This is a genomic window from uncultured Serinicoccus sp., assembly GCF_947500995.1.
Classification (GTDB): Bacteria; Actinomycetota; Actinomycetes; order Actinomycetales; family Dermatophilaceae; genus Ornithinicoccus.
Genome location: NZ_CANMUA010000003.1, coordinates 141,240 through 162,196, shown reverse-complemented (window position 1 = coordinate 162,196; position 20,957 = coordinate 141,240). Strand labels below are relative to the sequence as shown.

Sequence of the window (20,957 nt, the reverse complement as noted above, 5' to 3'; positions counted from 1 at the left end):
CGGCGCCGGGCGCCGCGGGACCCACGAAGGGCCGCCACCCTGCCGGGTGGCGGCCCTTCGCCGTCTCGCGAGAGGGACTTCAGCCCTTCTCGGCGCCGGCGTTCGCGCCCTGGGTGAAGTAGCGCTGGAAGACCACGAAGACGATGGCGGTGGGGATCGTCATGAGCAGCCCCGCCATCATCGTGATGGGGAACTGGTTGCCGGATCCCAGACCACCGCTGGTGAGGCTCGCCAGGCCTCGCGTCAGGGTGTAGAGGCTGGAGTCGTTGGTGGCGATGATGAAGTGCCCCAGCTCGTTCCACGAGCCCTGGAAGGAGAGGATGGTCAGCGTGATGAGCGCGGGCCGTGCCATCGGCAGCACCACGGACCAGAAGGTCCGGAACGGCCCGGCCCCGTCGATCCGCGCGGCCTCCTCGATGGAGGGCGGGATCTGCTCGAAGAACTGCTTCATGATGAAGACCCCCGCGGCGTCCACCGCCAGGGGCAGGATGAGCGCCGCGTAGGAGTTGTAGATGCCCAGCGAGTTGATGACGAGGAACTTCGGGATGAGCAGGACGATCCCGGGGACCGACAGCAGGGCCAGCAGCGCCGTGAAGACGGCGTCCCGGCCGTAGAACTTCAGCCGGGCGAGGGCATACCCCGCCATCGAGCAGAAGAGCACCCGCATCACCGTGACGAACAGGGTGACGACGACCGAGTTGGTGAACCACAGCGGGAACTGCGTCTCCAGGAGCCGGTACCACGCGTCCAGGGTGAACGGGTCGGGCACCAGCGACAGCGGGTGCTCCACCGCGTCGGCGTCCGTCTTGAACGCGGTCACCAGCTGGATGACGAAGGGGTAGATGTAGATGATGGCGAACGCCAGGAGCGCGGCGTAGACGAGCGCCTTCTTGATGCTCGAGTCGCGCTCCCCGACCGCGGCGGTGCCGGTTGTGGCCGCCGTCGCCGTGGCGTCACGCCTCCGGGTGGGTGTGCTCATGCGGGGGTCTCCGTCCGGGTGCGCGGGTGCTGGCGCCGCTGCCGTCGCTCGGCGCGGCGCTGGGCCGCCTCGTCCTTGTCCCGCAGCAGGAAGCGCTGGGCCTGCGTGAGCAGGAAGATCAGCGCGAAGAGCAGGAACGCGATGGCCGCGCCGCGGGGGAAGTCGAGGTTGGTGAAGGCCGTCTGGAAGCTCAGGTAGGCGGGGGTCAGGGTGGTCTTGGCCGGGCCGCCGTCGGTCATGACGTAGACCTGGTCGAAGACCTGCCAGGTCCCGATGACGCCGAGGGTCAGGACGAGCAGGATCGTCGGCCGCAGGTGGGGCACGGTGACGTTCATGAAGCGCTGCCACGTGTTGGCCCCGTCGACCATCGCGGCCTCGTCGACCTCGGCGGGCAGGTCCTGCAACGCCGCGAGGAACATGAGCATGAAGGTGCCGGCCGTGGTCCAGACGACCTGCAGCATGATGGCCGAGAGCGCCACCGACGGTCCGGAGATCCACTCCCACAACGACAGGCTGAGCACCTCGGTCCCGGTCAGGGCCTGAGGGGGTGACCCGACCTCCCAGAGGCCCAGCGCGTCACCGGTGACGTGGAGCACCCCGCGGGGGTCGGCGAACCAGTTCGGACCGGAGATGCCGAAGAGGGCGAGGAACTGGTTGACGGCGCCGGTGCCGGTGAAGAGGAAGAGGAACACCAGCGAGATGGCCACCGAGCTGACCACCGACGGGAAGTAGAAGGCGGTGCGGAAGAAGGTCCTGCCGCGCAGGAACTTCTGGTTGACGATCACCGCCAGCAGCAGGGCCAGCACCGTCTGGACCGGGACGACGCCCAGCACGTAGTAGAAGGTGTTGCGCATGGAGGTCATGAAGTCCTGCCGGGCCAGCCCGTCGGCGCCCAGCAGGTCGCGGTAGTTCTGCGCGCCGACGAAGCTCACCTCGCCGGAGAACGGGCTGCCGCGTCCGGTCCAGTCCGAGACCGAGACCCACAGCGCCATCACGATCGGCGCCGCCAGGAAGAGCCCCAGGATGACCAGCATCGGTGTGATGAACAGCCACCCGGCGACCGGCTGGCGCTGCGGGTCCCGGGTCCTCACTGCCCCAGCACCGCCTCGGCGTTGCTGTCGAAGGACTCGACGACGGACTGCAGGTCGGCGTTGCCGATGTTCTCCAGCTGGGAGTTGAGGTCCGCGACGACGTCGGCGATCCCGGGCACGTTGATCGGCCCGTGGCCGTAGTCACCGCCCGCGATGAAGGCCGCGTCCTCGGGGTAGGCCTCGGTGTACTCCTCGGAGACCGACTCGCGTGAGGGCATGACGCCGAAGGCGTCGGCGAAGGCCATCTGCTGCTCGGCGGACGTCAGGTGGTTGACGAGGTCGACTGCCTGGGCCTGGGCGTCGGACTGCGCCGCGACGCCCCAGCACTGCGTGAACAGCAGGGTGCCCGGTCCGGCCGGCCCCTCGGGGAGCTCGGCGACCGTGTAGTCGACGTCCGGGTAGTCGTTCTGCATGGCGCCCTTGATCCAGTTGCCCTCGATCGTCATCGCCGCCCGGCCCGTGCCGAAGGCCTCGCCGCCCCAGCCGGTGTCGACCTGGCTGGACAGGGCGCCCGAGCCCGAGCTCACGAGGTCCTGGGCCACCTGCAGACCCTGCAGCACCTCGGGGGTGTCGGCGGTGGGCTCGGTGTTGTCCTCGTTCATCCACCACCCGCCGGATCCGACGACGAACGCGCCGAGCCGGTCGATGCCCGGGGAGAGCACCAGCCCGGTGACGTCGTCGGTGGTGAGGGTGTCGGCCACCTGCATCAGCTCGTCGTAGGTGGTGGGCACGTCGTCCTCGCCCAGGCCGGCCTCCTCCCACATGGTCTGGTTGATGACCAGGCCGAGGGTCGAGAAGTCCTTGGGCGCGCAGTACTGCTGGCCCTCGTAGGTGAACGCCTCGCGCAGCGGCTCGTAGAAGTCGCCGTTGTCCTCCGCCTCGTAGGCGTAGAGGTTGCCGGCCTCGGCGTTGGTGGCGAAGGCGCCGGCGTCGAGGTAGAACACGTCGGCGGGGCTGCCACCGGCGAAGCCCTGGGCCAGCTCCTGGTTCATGTCGGAGGCGACCGTCACCTCGACGCTGTTGCCGCTCTCCTCGGCCCAGGCCGCGGCGGCCTCCTCGACCGCGTCGGTCTCGGCGTCGCCGGAGGAGGCGATGAGCATGGAGAGCTCGACGGGCCCCTCGGCGGACGCCGGGGCCTGCGACTCGCCGGCCTCACCGCCGGCCGAGTCCTCGAACCCGTCGCCGCCGCAGGCGGTCAGGGCGAGGGGACCGATGGCGGCGATCGCGAACAGACGGGTGGTGCGCTTCATGACAGGTGCCTTCCTTCTCGAGCGCCGGTGGTCACCGGCGGTTCCCCGGTGCGGGGAGGGGGGTGTATGCCGTCGCCTCGGTGGTCCGGTCCGTGGACGGGCCGGGGGTCAGCGTCGGGGTCAGCAGTCGGCCGCCGGGGTCGTCGGCCGTCCCGGCCAGCTGGTCGGTGAGCAGTCCGAGCAGGGTGTCGGCGATGTCCGGGAGCGGCTGCGAGACCGAGGTGAGGCCGTGGCGGGCGGCGGTCAACGAGCCGTCGAAGCCCACGACGCCGAGGTCGGGGCCGATGCGCCACCCCCGCGCGGCCGCGGCGTACATCACGCCGAGGGCGATGAGGTCGGAGGCGCAGACGACGGCGTCGCCCGGGTCCAGCTGGTCGAGGAGGGTGCGGGCGGCCAGGGTGGCGTCCGCGAGGTCCTGCTCGCAGGTCAGCTCCGGTCCCGCCGTCCCCAGCTCCCGGGCCCGGACCAGCCAGCCCTCGCGACGTGTGTCGGCGACCTCGGAGTCGTCCTTGTGCAACGGCCAGCCGAGGTAGGCGGCGGTGCGGTACCCGCGGTCGTGCAGGTGCTCGACGGCCTGCGCGGTCCCCGCGGCTCCGTCGACGTCGGCCCACCACCCGAGCTCGGGGTGGTCGTAGATGCGGCCGAAGGCGGCGAACGGGATACCGGCCCCGAGGAGCCACTCCGGCCGCGGGTCGCCGGTGTGCGTGTCGGCGAGCACGAAGGCGTCCACCAGCCGCCGGCGGACCATGTCGCGGTAGCCGTCGACAGCCGGGAACCGGGAGCCGTGGGCGAAGGGCACGAGGTGGACGTCGTGCCGCGGAGCGGCGACGGTGAGGTCGGTGAGGAAGGGCTGGGCGACGTCCGACGCCCCGCGGTGCACCGCGTTGATCTCGATGCCGATGGCCCCGGCGCGCTGGCTGCGCATGCCCTGCGCCGCCTGGCTGGGGAGGTAGCCGAGGCGGTCGATCTGCGCGCGCACCCGCTCCAGGGTCGCGGGCCGCACCAGGTGCGGCTTGTTGAGCGCGTTGGACACCGTCTGCCGCGAGACCTCGGCGGCTCGTGCGACATCGTTGATCGTCGCGCGGGTGGCGCTGCTCCGGTGGCTCAACTCTCGTCTCCCTTGACGGCCGGTCGGTCGGCAGTGTTGGCTTAGATCGTTCATATGAACGTTCAAAACTCGTTGCTGCGAGCATGGACCACCACCCCGGGCCTGTCAAGAGTGCACCGGTCCGGCCCGAGGAGAGGGAGCACCCCGATGGCCCAGCAGCCCTGGCTGCACGAGTTCGAGATCGCCGTGGACGGCCCCTCGACCGCGCTGAGCGCCCACGACGGCCAGATGGGTGCGCCCGGCACCGGCTGGTTCCTCGACGACCGCCGGCTCCTCTCCCGACTCGACCTCCGGCTGGACGGCGAGCCCCTCACCGCCGTCGCGGCGGACTCCGCCGGCCCGCGCACCGACGTGTGGGCGGTGGCCCGTCAGCTGTCCGGCCCCACCCCTGACCCCGTCGTGCAGGTCCACCGCGAGCGCCGGCTCGAGGACGCCGTGCTCACCGAGACCATCACCGTGGTCTCCCGCTCGGCCGAGCCGGTCTCGGCGACGCTCACCCTCGCCTGCGGCGGCGACGGCGCCGCCCTCGCTGCGGTCAAGGGCGGGCTCGCGGACGACCTCCCGCCGCTCCCGGTCCACGTCGACGGGGACGACGTCGGCTGGGACGACGAGCACCACCGGACCACCGTCACCGCCGCACCCGCCCCGACCGACCTCGACCACGGCACCGAGGGGGCCCTGCTGAGCTGGCCGGTGCGCCTGGCGCCGCACTCGGCCACGACGCTGGAGGTCACCGTCACCGCGCACCGGGGTGCGGCCAGCGCCTTCGACACCCGACCCGGCCGGCTGGACCTGGCGTCGGTGCGGCTGCAGGCGGACCCGCGCTGGGACCTCGCCACCCGGACCAACCTGGCCGACGTGGCCCACCTCGCGCAGACGGACCCGGCCGCCCCGGACGACGTCTTCCTGGCGGCGGGCACACCGTGGTACCTCACGCTCTTCGGCCGCGACGCCTTGTGGTCGGCTCGCTTCCTGCTGCCCTTCGCCCCCGGGCTGGCGCTCGGCACCCTGCGGACCCTGGCCCGCCGCCAGGCCACCACGGAGGATCCCGCCACCGGTGCCGAGCCCGGCAAGATCCTCCACGAGGTGCGCCGCGGCACCTTCGGCGAGGGGGAGATCACCCTCCCGCCGACCTACTACGGCACCGTCGACGCCACGCCGCTGTGGGTCTGCCTCCTGCACGACACCTGGCGCTTCGGACTGCCCACCGAGGACGTCCGCCCCTTCCTGCCGACCCTGCGCGCCGCGCTGGGCTGGATGGAGCGCAGCGCCGCGCGGGCCGACGGCCTCCTGAGCTACCTCGACTCTTCCGGTCACGGCCTGACCAACCAGGGGTGGAAAGACTCCGGCGACGCCATGCGGCGCGCCGACGGCACCGTCGCCCCGGCGCCGATCGCCCTGCTCGAGGCCCAGGGGTATGCGGTGGAGGCCGCCCGGGGGGCCGCCCGCCTGCTGGAGGCCCTCGGCGAGCCCGGGGCCGGGTCGTGGCGGGACTGGGCCGATGCACTGTCCGCCCGCGTCCGCGACCGCTTCTGGGTGGGGTCCGGCGACGACGCCTACCTGGCGATGGCGCTGGACGGGCAGGGACGACCGGTCGACGGCGTCGGGTCCAACATGGGCCACGTCCTGGAGACAGGCCTGCTGACCCCGGAGGAGTCCGACCACGTGGTCCGCCGGCTCCTGCGCCCGGACCTGCTCACCCCCTTCGGCATCGCCACCCTCTCGTCCGGCAACCCGGCGTACAACCCCCTCGGCTACCACACGGGGTCCGTCTGGACCCACGACACCGCCATCGCGCTGCGCGGGCTCACGGCCACCGGTCACCGGGCCGAGGCGGACACGGTCATCGAGGCCCTGCTGCACCTCGCGCAGTCCGTGGACGGCCGGTTCCCCGAGCTCACCTCGGGCGAGCCGCTGGGATCGACCGCCGTGCCCTACCCGGCGTCCTGCCGCCCGCAGGCCTGGTCGGCCGCCACCGCCGCGGTGCTCATGACCGCCGCGGTCGGCCTCCGGGTCGACGTGCCGGCCGGCGTCGTCTCCTGCGACCCCTCCCCGTCCCTGCCGCGGGGGTGGAGCCTGCGCGGGGTGCAGGTCACGGGCGAGGAGCTCGCGCTGGGCGACGACGGGTCGCGCACGACGTCCTGACCGCGGCGCCTCCCACGCGGTACAGTCGGCCTACGCTGTTCAACGATCGTCACACTTTTGTCCTAGATGGAGAGGCGGCCGCGGCCATGGGGCAGGCGCGCTACACGGTCAAGCAGGTAGCCGATCTCACGGGGGTCGCCCCCGCCACCCTCCGCGCCTGGGAGCGCCGGTACGCCGTGGTCGAGCCGCAGCGCAGCAGCTCGCGCTACCGGCTCTACGACGACACCGACATCCGACGGCTGAGCCGCATGGCCGAGCTGGTGCGCGGGGGCAGCCCGGCCTCGCTGGCCGCGACGCAGGTACGGGAGGAGACCTCGGAGCCGACCGTCACCGGCGAGTTCCGCACCGGTGAGGGCCCGCCCGTCGCGGACCTCATCCTCGCCGCGCAGCGCTACGACCAGACCCTGCTGACCGCCGTGCTCGACCGGGCCCTGGCGCGGACGTCCTTCGAGCACGCGCTCGAGGGATGGCTCATGCCGGCCCTCACCGAGCTGGGCCGGGCCTGGGAGCGCGGCGAGGTCGACGTCGCCAGCGAGCACTTCGTCTCGGCAGCGGTCCACCGACGGCTCTCGTCCGCCTTCGACGCGGCCGGTCTCAACGAGGGCGCCCCGGTGGTGCTGGTGGGGCTGCCCCCCGGGGCGCTGCACCAGCTCGGCGCGCTGGCCTTCGCCGTCTGCCTGCGCCGTCAAGGGGTCGACGTGCGGTTCCTCGGCGCCGACGTGCCGGTCGCCAGCTGGGACCACTCGGTGCGCACCCTCGGCCCGGCGGGTGTCGTCGTCTCGGTGCCAATGCCGCAGGACGCGGAGCCGGCGGGCGAGCTCATCGAGCAGCTGTCCCAGGCATACCCGTCCGTCCCGGTCTGGGTCGGCGGCCACGGCAGCTCGACCCACCCCCTCGGGCGGACGCTGCCGCCCTCGGCCGTGGAGGCCGCGCGCGCCGTGTCGCGCGACCTCCTGCGGCGGTGACGGGAACGCTCAGAGGTTCTCGTCCACGAACTCCCGGGCGACCTCGGCGGGGTCCTGACCCTCGGTCTGCACCTGCACCATCATCGAGGTGAGGTTCTCGGTGTTCAGCGCGGCCGAGACCTCGTCGAGGGTCTCCTCGATGGTCGGGTTGACCGCGTCGGCGCGGATGAGGGGCACGACGTTCTGGGCCGCGAACAGCGACTCCGGGTCCTCGAGGACGACGAAGTCGTTCTCCTCGATGGCGGGGTTGGTGGTGAAGATGTTGGCCACGTCCACCTGGCCGTTGGCCAGGGACTGGACGGTGAGGTTGGCACCGGCCGCCAGCGAGCGGAAGCTGCCGAACTCCAGGCCGTAGACCTCCTGCAGCCCGTCCACGCCGTTCGGTCGGGTCTCGAACTCCGGCGGTCCCCCGAGGGTCATGTCGGCGGCGTGGTCGGACAGGTCGCCGATCGTGGTGAGGCCCAGCTCCTCGGCCGTCTCGCCGGTGACGACCAGCGAGTCCTTGTCCTCCGCCTCGCTGATCTCCAGGACCTGCAGGTCGTCCGGCAGGTTCTCCTGCAGGTCGGCCAGGACGTCCTCGGAGGAGGTGGCCGTGATCTCGGGGTTGAGGTAGGTGGCCAGGCCGCCGGTGTACTCCGGCAGCGCGTCGATCGAGCCGTCCTGGATGCCGGCGATGTAGGCCTCGCGGCTGCCGATGTTGAGCTGGGTGTCGACGTCCACCCCGGCGTCGGAGAGCGCGGCCGCGTAGATCTCCGCGAGCAGCTCGTTCTCCGGGAAGTTCGCCGAGCCGATGGTGATGCTGCCGGCGCCGGCGTCCTCGCTGCCACCGGCGTCGGAGTCGCCACCGGTGTCCATGGGGTCGCTGCCGCCGCCGCAGGCGGCCAGGCCGAGGGTCGCGCTCAGGGCAAGGGTGATGACTGCGGTGCGTCGCATGAGGGGTGTCCTCCCGGTCGGGTTGGGTTGTCTGGTCGAACGTCGGGTCTGGGTGGGGTATGCCGTGCGCTGGGTCACGATGTGGTCACGAGATCGGTCTCAGTGCTCCTTGGCGACGACGAGCCCGGGCGAGACCACGATCCGCTGGACGCCGGCCATCACCAGGTCGACGAGCAGGGCGAGCAGGGCGACGACGATGGCGCCGCCGGCCATCACCTCGTACTGGCGGGAGGCCTGACCGTCGATGAGGTAGCGCCCCAGCCCGCCGATGCCCACGATGGCCGCGATGGTGGCCGTGGCGATGATCTGCAGCATGGCCGAGCGCAGCCCGGAGATGAGCAGGGGCAGGGCGGCCGGGAACTCCACCTGCCACAGGATCTGGGTCTCGGTCATCCCGACGCCGCGGGCGGCGTCCCGGGCGGCGGGGTCGACGGCCTCGACCCCGGCATACGTCCCGGACAGCACCGGCGGGACGGCGAGGAGCACGAGCACCAGGACGACCGGCAGCTCGAAGGCGAGGTCGCCGCTGAGCCGCGGCAGGAGCAGCAGGGTGGCCACGAAGAGGACACCGAGCGAGGGGATGGCGCGGAAGGCACCGGCCAGGTTGATCGCCAGCCAGCGGCCGCGGCCGGTGTGGCCGATGAACAGCCCCACGGGCACGGCGACGAGGGCCGCGAGCACCAGCGCGACGACGGAGATCCGCAGATGCGTGATGCTCTGGGCGATGATCCCGCCGGGGCCCGTCCAGGTGGCCGGGTCGATGAGCCACTGCCAGGTGAGGGAGATCATCGGGCCACCCCCGCCCGCAGCCACGGCGTGAGCACCCGGGAGAGCAGCGCGATGCCCGCGTCCAGCACGAGCGCGAGCGCGACGCACGCGACGATGCCGACGACGATCGGCCCCATGTCGTTGCGGTTGAAGCCCTCGGTGAACAGCTGCCCGAGCTGGCTCACCCCGATGAGCGCGGCCACCGAGACGATGGAGACGTTGCTCACGGCGGCGACGCGCAGGCCGGCGGTGATGACCGGCACGGCCAGCGGCAGGTCCACGACGAGGGTGCGGCGCAGCTCGCCGTAGCCCATGGCCGTGGCCGCCTGCCGGGTCGCCCCGGGCACCGAGCCCAGGCCGTCGGCCACCGTGCGGGTGAGCAGCGCGACCGAGTAGAGCGTCATCGCCACGAGGACGTTGGCGTCGTCCAGGACGCGGGTGCCCAGCAGCAGCGGCAGCAGGATGAACAGCGCCAGCGAGGGGATGGTGTAGAGCAGCCCGGTGCCGGCGATCATCGGCGGCGCGAGCCAGCGGTAGCGCGTCGCCAGCCACCCGAGGGGCAGGCTGATGAGCAGGCCGACCAGCAGCGGCACCCCCGCGAGGTAGAGGTGGCGCAGGAGGAGGTCACCGACGGTGGACCAGGCGACACCCCCGATCACGCCGCGCTCCCGCCCCGCGCCCTGATCGCCTCCAGCACACGCTCGGGCACGACGGTCCCGACCACCCGGCCGTCCTCCACCACGACCCCCCGACCGGAGGGCGCCGAGAGCGCGGCGTCGAGGAAGACCCGGGCGGAGTCGCCCACCTCGGCGAGCGAGCCCATGCGGTGCAGCTCCTCCTCGCGCACCGGCCCGCCCGAACCGCCCTGGCGGTCGACCCAGCCGAGCGGCTGCCCGTCCTCGTCGACGGCGAGGACCCAGCCGCGCCCGGCCGGCACGTCCTCGCCCAGCGCGACGGTCTCCTCCGGGTCGGACTCGACCTGCGTGGTGGTGAACCCCAGCTTGCGGTAGCCGCGGTCCTTGCCGACGAAGCTGGCCACGAAGTCGTCGGCGGGCTCGGTGAGCAGCTCCCCCGGGCTGGCCAGCTGGGCCAGGTGGCCGCCCTGGCGCATGACCGCGACGTGGTCGCCCAGGCTGATGGCCTCGTCGATGTCGTGGGTGACGAGCACGACGGTGATGCCGAGCTCGCGCTGCAGGCGCCGCACCTCGTTCTGGAGGTCGGTGCGCACCAACGGGTCGACCGCGCTGAAGGGCTCGTCCATGAGCACCACCTCCGGGTCGCTGGCGAGCGCCCTGGCCACGCCGACCCGCTGCTGCTGACCGCCGGAGAGCTGGGCGGGGTAGCGCGAGGCCTGGTCGGCGGTGAGCCCGACCTTCTCGATGGCCTCCATCGCGGCCGTGCGGGCGCGGCCCTTGTCCCACCCGATGAGGGTGGGCACCGTCATGACGTTGGCGAGCACGGTCCGGTGCGGGAAGAGCCCGGCGTGCTGGATGACGTAGCCGATGGACCGGCGCAGCCGGGCGGGCTTGCGGTCGGCGACGTCCTCGTCGTTGATGAGGATCCGCCCCTCGGTGGGCTCCACCATGCGGTTGATCATCCGCAGGCTCGTCGTCTTGCCGCAGCCCGAGGGCCCGACGAAGACGGTGATACCGCCCCGGGGGACCTCCAGACTGAGGTCGTCCACGGCCGTGGTGCCGTCGGGATACCTCTTGGTCACGCTCTCGAAGCGGATCATCACCCAGACCCTACGGGGTGGGCCCGACACCGGCACCCCAAGCGGGCCCCAGGACGCGTCCTGGCGGCCATCAGACGTTCCAGTACCACCACTGCCGGGTTGACGCTACGTTAAGCACATCTCCCGCCGGGTGGGGGCGGGCGGCACGAAGGAGGGCGTCGTGGCCCGAGCAGAATCCCCCCAGGTGACGCGGACGTCGCGCACCCCGCAGGGGCACGGGAAGGTGGGGCCGGTCTTCTACGCCTCACTGGTGGTGGCGTTGGTGTTCATCCTGTGGGGCGTGTTCTTCACCGAGAGCCTCGCGAGGTTCAACACGGCAGCCATGGGCCTGGTAGTCCCTTCGGGTGGGTCTACATCCTCGCGACGACGCTGTTCATCGCGTTCCTGCTCTTCCTGGCCCTCAGCCGGTTCGGGCACATCCGGCTGGGGAAGGACCACGAGCGGCCGGAGTTCACCACCGTGTCCTGGCTGGCCATGCTCTTCAGCGCCGGCATGGGTGTCGGCCTGGTGTTCTACGGCGTCGCCGAGCCGATGAGCCACCTCGCCTCGCCCCCGCTCGGCATCGGCGAGCCGATGACGATCGAGGCCGGTCAGCGCGCGATGCAGTACACCTTCTTCCACTGGGGCCTGCATGCCTGGGCGATCTACGGGCTGGTGGGCCTGGCCCTGGCCTACTTCCAGTTCCGCAAGGGCGCCTCCGGGCTCATCAGCTCGGCGTTCTACCCCCTGCTGGGTGACCGGGTCCACGGCCCGATCGGCTGGACCATCGACGTCCTGGCCATCTTCGTCACCGCGCTCGGCGTGGCGACCTCGTTCGGGATCAGCGCCACCCAGATGAACAGCGGGCTGAACTACGTCTTCGGTCTGCCCGAGGGACTGGCCATGCAGGTCGTCATCATCGTCGTGGTGATGTGCCTCTTCCTCACGTCTGCGCTCTCCGGCCTGGACAAGGGCATCAAGTACCTCAGCAACCTCAACATGATCCTCATGGGCGCGGTCATGCTCTTCGTGCTCGCGGTCGGGCCCCGGCTCTTCGTGCTCGACACCTTCGTCGCCTCCATCGGCAACTACCTGCAGAACTTCCTGGCGATGAGCTTCACGTCGGGCGCCTTCGTCGGTGAGGAGGGGTCGGCCTGGCTGGAGGGCTGGACCCTCTACTACTGGGCGTGGTGGATGATGTGGGTGATGTGGGTCGGCACCTTCATCGCCCGGGTGTCCCGGGGTCGGACCATCCGCGAGTTCGTCGCCGGGGTCCTCCTCGTCCCCAGCGTCCTGAGCTTCCTGTGGTTCTCGGTGCTCGGTGGGACCGCGATCAACGAAGAGCTCTTCGGCGGTGGCGGGATCTCCGAGGCGGTGGCCGAGAGCCTGGACACCGCGCTGTTCGTCACCTTCGACCAGTTCCCCGGGGCGGCGTTCATCTCCCTGGTGGCGATCCTGCTCATCGCCTCCTTCCTCATCACCTCCGCGGACTCGGCGGCCTTCGTGCTGGCCATGCTCTCCACCAACGGGGACCAGAACCCGACCGCCCGGATGAAGGTGCTCTGGGGCGTGCTCATCGCCGTCTTCGCCTTCGTCCTGCTGCTCGCCGGTGGGCTGCAGGCGGTGCAGCAGGTGGCCATCATCACCGGCGTGCCGTTCACCATCCTGCTCATCGGGATGGCGGTCTCGCTCTACAAGTCCGTCGTGGACGACTCCTTCCCCGGTCTGCGTCCCCACCTGCCCGGGGCCGACCGTCGCGCCGCCCGGCGGGCGCACGCAGGCCCGTCCGGCGACGCCGAGGACCAGGTTCCGACGGGCTAGCGGGTGCCGACGGCGGACCGCACGGCGTCGCGGTACGGCGTCGGCCCCCCGGGCGGCGCGCCGACCAGCTCCTTGAGGTCGTCCTCCTGGCAGACGACCTCGTGGACCAGCGAGCCGACGAGCGGCTTGGCCACCCCCGCGTCGACGGGGGTCACCAGACCGACCCAGTGGCCGGCGAGCCACGGGGTGAGCACGGGCAGGGTGACGATCATCCGGTGCCGCAGCCCGGTCTCCTCGGCGAAGCCCTGCATCATCGCCTTGTAGGTCAGCACGTCCGGACCACCGATGTCGAAGGTCCGGTTGACCTCCGGGGGCAGGTCCGCGGCCGCGACGAGGTAGTGCAGCACGTCGTCGATGCCGACCGGCTGGATCCGGTTCTTCAACCACTTCGGCGCCACCATGACCGGGAGCCGCTTGGTGAGGTGGCGCAGCATCTCGAAGCTGGCCGAGCCCGAGCCGATGACCGTCGCGGCCTGCAGCACCGCGGTCGGCACCCCGCAGGCCATGAGGATCTCGCCGACCTCCACCCGGGAGGCCAGGTGCTTGGACAGCTTGCCCTGCGGGTGCAGACCGGAGAGGTAGACGATGCGGGCCACCCCGGCCTCGCGGGCCGCGCGGCCGAACTCCCGGGCCAGGCGCCGGTCCCGCTCGACGAAGTCCCCCGAGCCGTCCATGGAGTGGATGAAGTAGTAGGCGAGGTCGGCACCGGCCAGCGCCCGCGCGAGGTCCGCCGGCTCGTTGGCGTCCCCCTCGGCCACCTCGACGCGGTCGGCCCACTCCTGGGGCAGCTTGTCGGCCGACCGGGTGAGGGCGCGGACGGTGTACCCGGCGTCGAGCAGGCGCGGGACGAGGAGCCCACCGACGTATCCGGTGGCGCCGGTGACCAGCGCCACGCGGGCGTCGCCGCCGGGGGTGGGGGTGTGGGAGGGGGAGGAGGTCATGGTGTCAGCTCACGATCGACAGGAGGGGGGGCAGGATGAGGAGCATGCCGGAGGACCAGGTGATGTGCGTGATGGCCGGGCCGAGGATCCCACCGGTGACCCGGCGCTGCAGCCCGCAGACCAGCCCGAGGCACACGGCGGCGAAGACGAGCAGCGGCACGCCGGCCACCACCGTCGTCAGGGCGTAGATCGCCGTCGTCGCGATGACGGTCCAGCGTTCGGGGATGGCGGCGTAGAGCGCCCCGCGGAAGAAGATCTCCTCGGCGATGCCGTTCATGACCGTGATGACGAGCACGAGCGGGACCGAGGCGAAGCGGACGTGGTCCAGCAGCTCGTTGACCGGGCCGAGCAGGAACGGCACCTGGGCGATGAGGAGCGCACCGGCGGTGAAGACGGCGAGCAGCAGCACGCCGAGGGCGAGGGACTGCACCACCGGGCGGGCGTAGGACTCGCCCCGACGGGTGTTGCCGCGCCCGAGGTAGAGACGCCCCGAGGCGAACGCGCCCACGACCCACGTGGCCGCGAGGGCGGTGCTCCCCAGGTAGAAGAGCGGGTTGCCGGGCTCCAGCCGCAGGGACCACCACAGCAGGGCCGTGCCGACCAGCAGCGTCACCCCGGTCACCACCTGACGACGCACCCGGACGGCCGGCGGGTCACGGTGGTCCCGGGGCACCTTGGTCACCAGGGCTGCACGGAGGAAGGCGCTCAGCTCGGTGACGGGGTTCACGCTTGCCCACCTTTCCGTACCTGGCACCGGACCGCCTCTCGAAGCTGGTCGTCCCGCATGGGACAAACATGGTGCAGCCGTGCCCGGCGGCCGGACCCACGGTCACTGTCAGCCCAGCATACCGGCGGAACGACGGGATATCGCCTTCGACAAACCCTTGACAGCCCGGTGCCGGCAGCGTCATGCTGGGAATAGTCGACGCCGTGACCGTCTCCTCCTGAGCGGGCGTGTCTGCACACTCCGGGCTGTGCACGGGACAGCGGCCGGTACGGGTGGCGGGAAACACTCGTACCGTCCGGCGTCGCGTGCACAGCCCGCGTCCGCCGCGTTCCTCGCGTCAGGTGCGGAGGCGGATGGTCAGCCCGCCGCCACGGGACCCCGAACCGGGCGCCGGAGGACCACCTGACCCACGTCGATCGTGCCGGCCGTGAACCCTGCCTGGCAGTAGGCGAGGTAGAACTCCCAGATGCGCCGGAAGCGCTCGTCGAAGCCGAGCCCGGCGATCCGTGGCCAGGCCTCGCCGAAGCTGGTGCGCCAGCGGCGCAGCGTCTCCGCGTAGTGCTGCCCGAAGACGTGGACCTCGCGCAGCCCGAGGGAGGTGTGGGCGGTGCAGGTCCGCTCCATCGCGTCGAGGCTGGGCAGCGCACCGCCGGGGAAGACGTACTTCTGGATCCAGCCGTAGGTGTTGCGGGTCGACAGGTAGCGGTCGTGCGGGAGGGTGATCGCCTGCACCACCGCCGTCCCTCCCGGCGCGAGCCGGGCGTCGATGGTCCCGAAGTAGGTCGGCCAGAACTCCTCCCCCACCGCCTCGACCATCTCCACGGACACCACGGCGTCGAACTCGCCCTCCACCTCGCGGTAGTCCTGGACCCGCACCTCGACCCGGTCCGCCAGGCCGGCCTCGGCCACCCGCTTCTCGGCCCAGGCCGCCTGCTCGCCCGAGAGGGTGATCGTGCGCACCTGCGCCCCCCGCTCCGCCGCCCGGACGGCCAGGGTGCCCCACCCCGTCCCGATCTCCAGCAGCCGGCTCCCCTCCTGGACCCCCGCCCGGTCCAGCACCGCGTCGACCTTGCGCAGCTGCGCGTCCTCGAGCGTCTGGTCGTGCCAGGGGGCGTCCTCGTCGAACAGCGCGCACGAGTAGGTCATCGACGCGTCCAGGAAGGCCGCGAACATCTCGTTGGAGAGGTCGTAGTGCGCCTCGATGTTGCGGCGCGACCCGTCCAGGGTGTTGCGGGTGGAGCGCGGCAGCGCCTGGTCGGCCAGGTGCCGGAGGGCCCGCAGCGGGCGGGGCAGGCCGTCGCCCAGCCGCTGCGCGAAGGGGAGCAGCACCGCGGCGAGGTCGTGCCCCGGCGCCGGGCTCCAGTCGCCCTCGGTGTAGCCCTCCCCCACCGCCACCTTGTGCGAGGCGCCGAGGCGGGCGTAGAAGCGCTCCGGCTCGTGCAGGACGACGGCCGGCCGCCCCACCGGCGCCGCGGCTCCGTCCGTCCCGCCGGAGGCGTGACGGTGCTGCTCCTCCTCGCTGCGCAGATCGACCTCGACCCGGCGGAGCACCTGCTCCATGACCCGCCGGGCGGCGGCCGCGCGGGCCCGGGCCACGGGGTCGGTGCGGACGGGGATGGGGGCTGGGCCGGTCATCGGACGGCCTCCTTCGGGTGGGTGGGACGGTCGTGGATCGGCAGCCGGCGCCACAGGCGCAGCCCGTGCAGCCGGATGAGGAGGGTGACGACCTGCGGCATGAGCAGGTGGCGACGGACCACCCGGGCCACCGCCCCGGGCGTCGCCGGCCGGGGGGTGCCGTCGGTCACCGCGGTGATGACCCGCTCGCCCTCGCGCTCGAGGCCGATGCCCACGAGGACCCGGTCCGGGGTCAGGCGCAGTGACACGGCATACCGTCCGCGGGTGTCGTTGAAGGGCGAGACGTAGAACTCCTTGTCCATGCTGCCGCGGCCGGCCCCGTCGAGGTCGAGCAGGTAGCCGTGCCGCTCGCCGTAGGTGTTGTGCACCTCGAGGACGACGGTCCGGAGGCGACCGTCGGCGGTGCGGACCCAGAACACGGTGAGGGGGTCGAAGACGTAGCCCAGCACCCGGGCGTTGGCGAGCATGAGCACCTGGTCGTCGGGCGCCAGCGGCACTCCGCGGCGGGCGCAGAAGCGCTCGAGGTCGCCGCGCAGCCCGCCGCCGAGCCGTCCTCCGTCGAGGTGGTCGGCCGCGGAGAACGCGCTGACCAGACGCCGCCACCCGCGGTGCGCGGGGAGGTCGTCGATGTCGACCAGCCACTGGTACGCGCGGTAGCGGAAGGCGTGGTGCACCGGCCGGTGCCGCGTGTGCGCCACGGTGCCGACGACCAGGGCGGGCACCGGCGGCGGATCCAGGACGGCGGTGCTCATGCCACCCCGCCGAGGGCCAGCTCACCCTCCAGTCGTCGCGCAGCCCGCAGACCCGAGCGCGCGCCGTCCTCGTGGAAGCCCCAGCCCAGGTGCGCACCGGCGAAGGCCACCCGCGGCCCGCCCGCCTCGCGCAGTCGCGCCGCGGCCTCGATGGCCTCGTGCGTGAACACCGGATGAGCGTACTCCCGCTCCACCAGCACCCGGTCCGGGTCGACCCGCCCGACGTGGTTCAGGGTGACGACGTAGTCGTCGGTGACCTCGGGGCCCAACCGGTGCAGGGTGTTCATCCAGTAGCTCACGAGCACCCGGTCCTCACGGGCCGCGCACCCCGTGAGCCGGTAGTTCCACGCCGCCCTGGCCCGGCGGGCCGTCGGCAGCACCCCCGGGCCGGTGTGCAGGACGGTCGGGTTGAGCGAGTAGCGGATGGACCCGAGGTCGGCGCGCTCGGCGTCGGTCGCGTCGGCGAGCACCCGCAGGGCGACGTCCGCGTGCGTCGCGAGGACCACCCGGTCGGCGGTCTCGGTGGCCGGCGCGGCGCCGCCGGTGCTCACCTCGACCCGGTCGGCGTGGCGGCGCACCGCCGTCACGGGCGCGTCGGTGCGCACCGTCGCGCCGGCCGCGACCAGGGCCTCCCGGATGCGCTCGACGTAGACCCGGCTCCCCCCGACGACCGTGCGCCACGTCGGCGACCCACCCACGGTGAGCAGGCCGTGGTGGTCGAGGAACTCGAAGAGGTGGTGGGCGGGGTAGGCCGCGGCGTCCTCGTGTCCGGAGGACCACACGCAGGAGATGAGCGGGATGGCGTAGTGCTGGACGAAGTAGGGGTTGAAGCGTCCGCGCTCGAGGAACCCGCCCCAGGTGATCGGTGCGGCCTCGCCGCGCCGGGACGCCGCCAGCTCGGCGAGCGCCGCCCGGTGGAAGCGGGGCACCTCGCGCAGCAGCCGCCGGTAGCGACGGTCCAGCACCCGGGCCGGCTGGGCCAGCAGCCCGCTGAGACCCTTGGCGCCGGCGAAGGACAACCCGCACCCGTCGCAGGTGATCGACATCGACATCTCCGTCTCCTGCGTGGGGATGTCGAGCTCGTCGAAGATGCGGCGCAGCACCGGGTAGGTCCGGTCGTTGTGCACGATGAACCCCGAGTCGACGGCCAGCCGTTCCCCCCGGTCGGTGAGCACGTCGTGGGTGTCGGCGTGCCCGCCCAGCCGTCCGTCGGCCTCGAGCAGCAGCACCCGGTGGCTGTGCCGCAGGTGGTATGCCGCGCTGAGGCCCGCGACCCCCGCACCGACGACGACGACGGTGGGTCGGTCGTCGGCGGCGGCGCGGCCGGGGGCGGGGGAGGTCGTCGTCGGGGCACTGGTCATGCCGGGTGTTCGTGCTGTCGGCACCGATCGGATTGCTCACCGGCGCCGGGAACCCGGGCTGACCTGCGCTCCCCACCGACGGAGCGGGCCCCGGGGGGTCTAGGCGGTCCGGCCCCGACCCTCGACGCCCGGTCGGGAACGGGCCACCGCCCACACCCCCATGGCGGCGACGAGCAGGGCCGTGAGCGCCGCGGCGATGCCGACGACCTCGGAGCGCAGCTCACCGGTCAACCGGCCCGAGGCCACCCAGGCGGTCCCCCAGACGACCGCCGCGGCCAGGCCGAGCTGGAAGATCCGCTGGTCGGTGCGCCGCAGCAGGAGGGTCACGATGACGACGACCGCGGCCAGCACCGCGACGGTGATCCAGGTGGACGGTCCGCTCTGCGTCGCCACGCCCAGGCCGACCAGCCAGGAGGCGATGTTGGCGCACGTCGCGACGCAGATCCAGCCGAGGTAGAGCCCGAAGGTGGCCGCCACCCAGACGTCCGCCCCCACGCCCTGCCGAGGCACCCCGGAGGTCGCGCGCAGCACCAGGCCGAGCGAGACGACGATGCCCAGCATCACGAGCACCGAGACCAGGACCCAGCCGGCGAAGACGACGAGCAGCCAGATCCCGTTGAGCGCGATGGCCGCGGCGGCCGGCACCCGGGTGACCTCGGCCCAGCGCGAGCCGGCGACGGCCGGCAGCCACTGCCACACGACGTAGCCGGCCAGACCCAGGTAGATCACCGACCAGATGGAGAAGGCCGGGCCCTGCGGGGCGATGAGCGTCGCACTGTCGGAGAACAGGCCGCCACCCTGCGTCTCCACGCCGCCGCCGGCCACGAGCCCGGTGCCGAGCAGCGTGCCGCCGAGCCACACCACGGCGGCGAGGGTCACGAGGACCTGCCGGGCACGGGTGCTCACGGCAGGTCGACGACGGTCGGGCCGGCGTCCTCCTGGTCACCCCTGCCGGTGATCATCTTGAGGGTGTCGATGGCCGTCCCGACCAGCGAGCTCCCGCCCCAGTACATGACGGTGTCGCCGTTGACCTTCAGCACGACGTTGTCCGGGTTGTCCGGGCCGCCCTCCATGAAGGCGTCGGCGCCCCGGGACCACAGCTGCTCCACCAGCTCGCGGTCCTCGATGACGGTGGCGCTCCCGGCGAGGGAGACCCAGGCCTTGGCCGAGGAGTAGGCGACGTTGACGTTGGGGTGGGCCCGCACGTCGGTCACCACGGCGCTGCTGGCGCGCACGAGGAAGAGGACGTCACCGTCCTCCTCGTGCACCTGGGTCGACAGCGGCCGGCTGGTGAGCCGGCCGTCGTCGGAGCTGGCGTCGACGGTGGTGAGCATGGCGACGTCCATGGTGGACATCACCTCGTGGGCCTCCTTCACCGCCTGGGGGTCGGAGGTGACGGTCACCGGGTCGGACGGGCTGGAGTCGTGCTGCTCGGTCATGGGGAGGCCTCTCGGTCGGTGCGTGATGTGGTGTCGGGCGGAAGGTCGATGGCCACGGCAGGTGGGTCGCCGGGCAGAGCGCTGGCGCCGGCGGTGTGCAGCTCGCCACGGACGATGCTCTCGCCGCCGTGCGAGGGGTCGCCGTCCAGCTGCTCCCGCGAGATGTCGACGACGGGGTACTCCTCGAGGTCGACGGTCGCCGGGAGGCTGAACTCCGCGGTGGTGCCCGAGATGACGCCGACGGTCACCAGCCCGCTGACGTCCGGGCGCAGCAGCCACACCTCGAGGTATCCCGACCCGGTGTCCGGCAGCTCGTCGAGCTGCACCCGCAGGCGCCGCTCCCCGTCGACGCTGACGACCTCCGCGCTGCCGTCGACGGCCCCTCCGGCGTCGGGGAGGTCCTCCAGCGTCGCGTCGGCGACCACGATCTCCTCGTCCTGCTGGCCCGCGCCGACCACCTGCGTGCCGACCCAGGCGACGAGGGCACCGGCGGCGGCCGCCGCGAGCAGGGGCCAGCGCCCGGGCCGACGGCGCGCGCCCACGTCCCGGCCCGCCGCGCGGCGACGCCCGGCCAGCTGGTCCTCGCCCTCGATCTCGGCGCGGATGCGCTCCCACACCGCGTCGCCCGGCGCCTCGGCGAGATCGCCGCCGCGCGCCAGCAGCTCCTGCGTGCGGTCCGGCGGGACGTCGTCGGCGGGCCGTCCGGCATACCGCTCATCGTGGTTCATCGCGCACCTCCGAGAAGGGTTCGGAGCCGTGCCAGGGTTCGGTTCGTATGGGTCTTGACCGTGCCCAGCGGCAGGTCGAGCCGTTCGGCGATCTCCCGTTGCGTGAGGTCCTCCACGTAGGCGAGCAGGATGATGCGGCGCTGCGGGTCGCCGATCCGCTCCAGCTCCTCGTAGATGGTGAGCAGGTCGGTGCTGTCGGCCGCCGTCCAGGCGCCGCCGTCCGGGACGTCCTGCTGCTCGCGGGCGACGGCGACAGGGACCTGGCGCTGGCGGGTGCGCAGCTGGTCGGCGATGCGGCGCCGGGTGATGCCGACGAGCCAGGCGCCCAGCGGGGCCGAGGCACGGTCGTAGGTGGCGCGCCCGCGCCAGGCCGACACGAAGACCGCCTGGGTGACGTCGTCGGCGTCGTCCGGGCCCACAGCACGCCGGGCGAGGCCGTGGACGAGCCCGCCCCACCGGCGGTAGGCACGCTCGAGCGCGTCCGGCTCGGCGTTCTCCCACGCCACGGCGATCGCGTCGTCATCGCCGTCCTCCACGCTCATGACGCAACCCTAGGCGACCCGGCGCGCGCCGCCAGCACAGTGTGCTTAGGTCGACGGT

General features: G+C 72.5%; 20 protein-coding genes. 3 read left to right on the top strand and 17 right to left on the bottom strand.

What is annotated here, in order from left to right; translation table 11 throughout:
* Positions 1 to 79 precede the first annotated feature (79 nt).
* From Q0967_RS05925 to Q0967_RS05910, 4 genes are read right to left on the bottom strand one after another with little or no spacing between them, the layout of a single operon-like run.
* Positions 80 to 979 (bottom strand): carbohydrate ABC transporter permease, encoded by a 900-nt coding sequence (locus tag Q0967_RS05925; protein WP_298748630.1) that lies wholly within the window; start codon positions 977 to 979, stop codon positions 80 to 82.
* Positions 976 to 2,070 carry a carbohydrate ABC transporter permease gene (locus Q0967_RS05920; RefSeq protein WP_298748632.1) on the bottom strand — a complete coding sequence of 365 codons (1,095 nt, stop codon included), beginning with the start codon at positions 2,068 to 2,070 and terminating at the stop codon, positions 976 to 978. Before Q0967_RS05920 ends, Q0967_RS05925 begins: the two co-directional genes overlap by 4 nt.
* Positions 2,067 to 3,320 (bottom strand): extracellular solute-binding protein, encoded by a 1,254-nt coding sequence (locus Q0967_RS05915; protein ID WP_298748634.1) that lies wholly within the window; start codon positions 3,318 to 3,320, stop codon positions 2,067 to 2,069. Before Q0967_RS05915 ends, Q0967_RS05920 begins: the two co-directional genes overlap by 4 nt.
* A 31-nt stretch (positions 3,321 to 3,351) precedes the next feature.
* Positions 3,352 to 4,428: a LacI family DNA-binding transcriptional regulator gene (locus tag Q0967_RS05910; RefSeq protein ID WP_298748635.1), complete on the bottom strand. Its 1,077-nt coding sequence runs from the start codon at positions 4,426 to 4,428 to the stop codon at positions 3,352 to 3,354.
* Positions 4,429 to 4,575: 147 nt separating this feature from the next.
* Between Q0967_RS05910 and Q0967_RS05905 the strand changes: the two genes are divergently transcribed.
* Together Q0967_RS05905 and Q0967_RS05900 are read left to right on the top strand one after the other, a co-directional pair.
* On the top strand, positions 4,576 to 6,573 hold the full coding sequence (locus Q0967_RS05905) for a glycogen debranching N-terminal domain-containing protein (protein ID WP_298748637.1): 1,998 nt from the start codon (positions 4,576 to 4,578) through the stop codon (positions 6,571 to 6,573).
* Positions 6,574 to 6,659: 86 nt separating this feature from the next.
* The gene (locus Q0967_RS05900; RefSeq protein WP_299449508.1) at positions 6,660 to 7,538 is read left to right on the top strand and encodes a cobalamin B12-binding domain-containing protein; all 879 of its coding nucleotides are present in this window, start codon (positions 6,660 to 6,662) and stop codon (positions 7,536 to 7,538) included.
* A gap of 9 nt (positions 7,539 to 7,547) precedes the next feature.
* Here the strand turns inward: Q0967_RS05900 and Q0967_RS05895 are convergent, their stop codons facing one another.
* The 4 genes from Q0967_RS05895 to Q0967_RS05880 form a co-directional block, all read right to left on the bottom strand.
* Positions 7,548 to 8,471 (bottom strand): ABC transporter substrate-binding protein, encoded by a 924-nt coding sequence (locus Q0967_RS05895; protein ID WP_298748640.1) that lies wholly within the window; start codon positions 8,469 to 8,471, stop codon positions 7,548 to 7,550.
* Positions 8,472 to 8,570: 99 nt separating this feature from the next.
* Complete coding sequence (locus Q0967_RS05890; protein WP_298748642.1) at positions 8,571 to 9,260, bottom strand: ABC transporter permease; 690 nt, start codon at positions 9,258 to 9,260, stop codon at positions 8,571 to 8,573.
* Positions 9,257 to 9,898: an ABC transporter permease gene (locus tag Q0967_RS05885; RefSeq protein ID WP_298748644.1), complete on the bottom strand. Its 642-nt coding sequence runs from the start codon at positions 9,896 to 9,898 to the stop codon at positions 9,257 to 9,259. Before Q0967_RS05885 ends, Q0967_RS05890 begins: the two co-directional genes overlap by 4 nt.
* Complete coding sequence (locus Q0967_RS05880; protein ID WP_298748646.1) at positions 9,895 to 10,974, bottom strand: ABC transporter ATP-binding protein; 1,080 nt, start codon at positions 10,972 to 10,974, stop codon at positions 9,895 to 9,897. Before Q0967_RS05880 ends, Q0967_RS05885 begins: the two co-directional genes overlap by 4 nt.
* Positions 10,975 to 11,247: 273 nt before the next feature.
* On the opposite strand from Q0967_RS05880, the gene Q0967_RS05875 reads away from it, so the two are divergent.
* Positions 11,248 to 12,774, top strand: coding sequence for a BCCT family transporter (locus Q0967_RS05875; RefSeq protein ID WP_298748647.1), 1,527 nt, complete (start codon positions 11,248 to 11,250; stop codon positions 12,772 to 12,774).
* Here Q0967_RS05875 and Q0967_RS05870 read toward each other — a convergent pair.
* The 9 genes from Q0967_RS05870 to Q0967_RS05830 form a co-directional block, all read right to left on the bottom strand.
* On the bottom strand, positions 12,771 to 13,715 hold the full coding sequence (locus tag Q0967_RS05870; RefSeq protein WP_298748650.1) for an NAD(P)H-binding protein: 945 nt from the start codon (positions 13,713 to 13,715) through the stop codon (positions 12,771 to 12,773). The genes Q0967_RS05875 and Q0967_RS05870 overlap by 4 nt on opposite strands.
* Positions 13,716 to 13,719: 4 nt before the next feature.
* On the bottom strand, positions 13,720 to 14,442 hold the full coding sequence (locus tag Q0967_RS05865) for a CPBP family intramembrane glutamic endopeptidase (RefSeq protein ID WP_298748652.1): 723 nt from the start codon (positions 14,440 to 14,442) through the stop codon (positions 13,720 to 13,722).
* 357 nt (positions 14,443 to 14,799) lie between these two features.
* Positions 14,800 to 16,077 (bottom strand): cyclopropane-fatty-acyl-phospholipid synthase family protein, encoded by a 1,278-nt coding sequence (locus Q0967_RS05860; RefSeq protein ID WP_298748654.1) that lies wholly within the window; start codon positions 16,075 to 16,077, stop codon positions 14,800 to 14,802.
* Positions 16,074 to 16,829, bottom strand: a complete 756-nt coding sequence (locus Q0967_RS05855; RefSeq protein WP_298748656.1) for a DUF1365 domain-containing protein — start codon at positions 16,827 to 16,829, stop codon at positions 16,074 to 16,076. The genes Q0967_RS05860 and Q0967_RS05855 overlap by 4 nt, the downstream gene beginning before the upstream one ends.
* A complete protein-coding gene (locus Q0967_RS05850) occupies positions 16,826 to 18,190 on the bottom strand; it encodes an NAD(P)/FAD-dependent oxidoreductase (RefSeq protein ID WP_298748658.1) in 1,365 nt (454 codons plus the stop codon). Before Q0967_RS05850 ends, Q0967_RS05855 begins: the two co-directional genes overlap by 4 nt.
* 99 nt (positions 18,191 to 18,289) lie before the next feature.
* Positions 18,290 to 19,096, bottom strand: a complete 807-nt coding sequence (locus tag Q0967_RS05845) for a TspO/MBR family protein (RefSeq protein ID WP_298748660.1) — start codon at positions 19,094 to 19,096, stop codon at positions 18,290 to 18,292.
* Positions 19,093 to 19,629, bottom strand: coding sequence for a pyridoxamine 5'-phosphate oxidase family protein (locus Q0967_RS05840; RefSeq protein ID WP_298748662.1), 537 nt, complete (start codon positions 19,627 to 19,629; stop codon positions 19,093 to 19,095). The genes Q0967_RS05845 and Q0967_RS05840 overlap by 4 nt, the downstream gene beginning before the upstream one ends.
* Entirely contained in the window at positions 19,626 to 20,357 is a 732-nt protein-coding gene (locus Q0967_RS05835) for an anti-sigma factor (RefSeq protein ID WP_298748664.1), read from the bottom strand. Before Q0967_RS05835 ends, Q0967_RS05840 begins: the two co-directional genes overlap by 4 nt.
* Complete coding sequence (locus Q0967_RS05830; protein ID WP_298748666.1) at positions 20,354 to 20,899, bottom strand: RNA polymerase sigma factor; 546 nt, start codon at positions 20,897 to 20,899, stop codon at positions 20,354 to 20,356. The genes Q0967_RS05835 and Q0967_RS05830 overlap by 4 nt, the downstream gene beginning before the upstream one ends.
* Between the last annotated feature and the right edge of the window lie 58 nt (positions 20,900 to 20,957).

Bases quoted from the DNA above. Each gene is read 5' to 3' on its own strand.
- Q0967_RS05925 (WP_298748630.1), bottom strand. From the start codon at position 979: ATGAGCACACCCACCCGGAGGCGTGACGCCACGGCGACGGCGGCCACA.
- Q0967_RS05915 (WP_298748634.1), bottom strand. From the start codon at position 3,320: ATGAAGCGCACCACCCGTCTGTTCGCGATCGCCGCCATCGGTCCCCTC.
- Q0967_RS05905 (WP_298748637.1), top strand. From the start codon at position 4,576: ATGGCCCAGCAGCCCTGGCTGCACGAGTTCGAGATCGCCGTGGACGGC.
- Q0967_RS05900 (WP_299449508.1), top strand. From the start codon at position 6,660: ATGGGGCAGGCGCGCTACACGGTCAAGCAGGTAGCCGATCTCACGGGG.
- Q0967_RS05895 (WP_298748640.1), bottom strand. From the start codon at position 8,471: ATGCGACGCACCGCAGTCATCACCCTTGCCCTGAGCGCGACCCTCGGC.
- Q0967_RS05890 (WP_298748642.1), bottom strand. From the start codon at position 9,260: ATGATCTCCCTCACCTGGCAGTGGCTCATCGACCCGGCCACCTGGACG.
- Q0967_RS05880 (WP_298748646.1), bottom strand. From the start codon at position 10,974: ATGATCCGCTTCGAGAGCGTGACCAAGAGGTATCCCGACGGCACCACG.
- Q0967_RS05870 (WP_298748650.1), bottom strand. From the start codon at position 13,715: ATGACCTCCTCCCCCTCCCACACCCCCACCCCCGGCGGCGACGCCCGC.
- Q0967_RS05860 (WP_298748654.1), bottom strand. From the start codon at position 16,077: ATGACCGGCCCAGCCCCCATCCCCGTCCGCACCGACCCCGTGGCCCGG.
- Q0967_RS05855 (WP_298748656.1), bottom strand. From the start codon at position 16,829: ATGAGCACCGCCGTCCTGGATCCGCCGCCGGTGCCCGCCCTGGTCGTC.
- Q0967_RS05850 (WP_298748658.1), bottom strand. From the start codon at position 18,190: ATGACCAGTGCCCCGACGACGACCTCCCCCGCCCCCGGCCGCGCCGCC.
- Q0967_RS05840 (WP_298748662.1), bottom strand. From the start codon at position 19,629: ATGACCGAGCAGCACGACTCCAGCCCGTCCGACCCGGTGACCGTCACC.
- Q0967_RS05835 (WP_298748664.1), bottom strand. From the start codon at position 20,357: ATGAACCACGATGAGCGGTATGCCGGACGGCCCGCCGACGACGTCCCG.
- Q0967_RS05830 (WP_298748666.1), bottom strand. From the start codon at position 20,899: ATGAGCGTGGAGGACGGCGATGACGACGCGATCGCCGTGGCGTGGGAG.